3 protein-coding genes are annotated in these 2,654 nt (G+C 71.4%); all 3 read right to left on the bottom strand.

The window, feature by feature from the left end:
* The coding region (locus tag AC27VN_RS38350) for an ATP-binding cassette domain-containing protein (RefSeq protein WP_490880049.1) at positions 1–811 on the bottom strand (811 nt) is incomplete at its 3' end.
* The gene (locus AC27VN_RS38345) at positions 808–1,839 is read right to left on the bottom strand and encodes an ABC transporter ATP-binding protein (protein ID WP_490880048.1); all 1,032 of its coding nucleotides are present in this window, start codon (positions 1,837–1,839) and stop codon (positions 808–810) included. The genes AC27VN_RS38350 and AC27VN_RS38345, both read right to left, overlap by 4 nt.
* A gap of 1 nt (position 1,840) precedes the next feature.
* On the bottom strand, positions 1,841–2,654 hold an 814-nt coding region (locus AC27VN_RS38340; RefSeq protein ID WP_490880047.1), incomplete at its 5' end, for an ABC transporter permease.

Here is a 2,654-nt window from a genome sequence, read left to right as displayed (position 1 = left end):
GGCCGCCGCCCACGGTGGGCACGGCCGACATCAGCGCCACGCTGTAGGGATGCAGCGGCTGCGCGAAGAAGACGCGCCGCGGCGCGCGCTCCACGATCTGGCCCAGGTACATCACGGCGATGTCGTCGCAGATGTGCTCGACCACCGCCATGTCGTGCGAGATGAACAGGTAGGTCAGGCCCAGCTCGCGCTGCAGCCGCGCGAGCAGGTTGAGGATCTGCGCGCGGATCGCGATGTCGAGCGCCGACACCGGCTCGTCGCAGACCACGAGCTCGGGATTGGTGGCGAGCGCGCGCGCGATGTTGATGCGCTGGCGCTGGCCACCCGAGAACTGGTGCGGAAACAGCTGCTGCTGCTCGGGCCGCAGGCCCACGGCCTCGAACAGCTCGGCCACGCGGCGCGTGCGCTGCTCGGGCGTGCCCACCTGCATCAGGTCGAGCGGCGCGCGCACCGCGGCGCCGGCGCGCTCGCGCGGGTTGAGCGAGGAGAACGGGTCCTGGAAGATGATCTGCATGCGCGTGCGCGAACGGCGCAGCGCCTCGCCCTCGAGCGCGCCGAGGTCGGTGTCGCCGAGCCGGATGCGGCCACCGGTCAGCGGCGACAGCCGCATCACGGCGAGCGCGGTGGTGGTCTTGCCCGAGCCCGATTCGCCGACCACCGCGAGCGTGCGGCCACGGCGGATCTCGAAGGACACGCCGTCCACCGCCTTCACCACCTCGGGCTTGCGGCCCCAGCCGGCCCTGGCGCGCGGGAAGTGCACCTGCAGGTCGTCGACCGCGAGCAGCGTGTCGGTCGGTTCGATCAGGCTCATGCGACCTCCTCCGCCAGCGCCTCGGCATGCAGCCAGCAGGCCGCGCCGTGCGCGGTGCCGCCATCGCCCTCGCCGGCCAGCGCGAACATCGGCGGCACCTCGTGCGCGCAGCGCGGCATGGCGTGGCGGCAGCGCTCGCGGAAGGCACAGCCGCTGCCCAGTTCCCAGATCGAGGGCACGACGCCGGGGATCTCGGCCAGGTCCTCGCGCGTGTCGTCGTCGAAGGCCGCGCTGCTGCCGAGCTCGGGCAGGCAGTCGATCAGGCCGCGCGTGTAGGGATGGCCGGGCGCGGACAGCACCTGGTCGGCGCTGCCCTGCTCGATCACGCGGCCCGCGTACATCACCATCACGCGGTCGGCCATCTCGGCCACCGCGCCCATGTCGTGCGTGATCAGCAGGATCGCCGTGCCCTTCTCGCGCTGCAGCTCGCGCAGCAGATCGAAGATCTGTGCCTGCACCGTCACGTCGAGCGCGGTGGTGGGTTCGTCGGCGATCAGGATGTCGGGCCGGCAGGCCAGCGCCATCGCGATCATCACGCGCTGGCGCATGCCGCCCGAGAGCTGGTGCGGATACTCGTCCACGCGCCGCTCGGGCGCGGGGATGCCGACCTGACGCAGCATCTCGATGGCGCGTTCGCGCGCGGCCCGCGCATCGAGGCCCGCATGCAGCCGCAGCGATTCGCCGATCTGGTCGCCCACGCTGAACACCGGGTTCAGCGAGGTCATCGGCTCCTGGAAGATCATCGAGATGCGGTTGCCGCGCACCTCGCGCATGCGTGCGTCGGTGGCGCGCACCAGGTCCTCGCCCTGGAACAGCACGCGTCCGTCGCGGATGCGCCCCGGCGGCGAGGGAATGAGCCGCAGCAGCGCGAGCGCGGTCATGCTCTTGCCGCAGCCCGACTCGCCGACCACGCACAGCGTCTCGCCGGCGCGCAGCTCGAAGTCCACGCCGTTGAGCACCAGCGCCTGGCCGCGCCGGGTCCGGAATTCGACGTGCAGGTCCTGCACGCGCAGCAGTGCCTCGCTCATCTCAGCGCTCCCTCAGCTTGGGGTTGAGGGCATCGTTGAGGCCGTCGCCGATCAGGCTGACCGCGAGCACGGTGACGAAGATCGCGGCGCCCGGAAAGGCCACGGCCCACCAGCACGACAGCACGTACTGGCGGCTCGAGCCGATCATCAGGCCCCAGCTCATCTGGTTGGGATCGCCCAGGCCGAGGAAGGACAGCCCGGCCTCGAACAGGATCGCCGCGCCGATCGCCAGCGTGGCCGACACCACCAGCGGCGGCAGCGCATTGGGCAGGATCACCTTCCAGATGATGCGGGCGTCGCGCGCGCCGATGGCGCGCTCGGCGCGCACGAACTCCAGCCCGCGGTACTTGAGGAACTCGGCGCGCGTGAGCCGCGCGGTGCCGGTCCAGCTCACGACACCGATGGCCAGCGTGACCGTGACCAGCGTGGGCGAGAACAGCGTCACCACCACCATCGCGAACAGCAGCGCGGGCAGCACCTGGAAGAACTCGGTGATCTTCATCAGCACCGCGTCGACCTTGCCGCCGTAGTAGCCGGCGAAGGCGCCGAGCGTGATGCCGATCAGCACCGACAGCAGCGCCGCCACCGCACCCACCAGCAGGGTGGCGCGGCCGCCGTAGATCAGCGCGGTGAGCACGTCGCGTCCGAGGTAGTCGCTGCCGAGCCAGGCCTCCTCGCTGAACGGCGGCGTGAGCGGCGCGGCCTTGATCTCGAAGGGATCGGCCGGATAGAGCCAGGGGCCGGCGATCGCGACCGCGAGCACGATCAAGAGCAGCACCATGCCGGCGATGGCCGCGGGGTTGCGCAGGAACATG

It is taken from the genome of Variovorax sp. 20P10.2.4, assembly GCF_058244205.1.
Note: the sequence above shows the minus strand (reverse complement) of the source record. Positions and strands in the feature narration are given on the sequence as shown.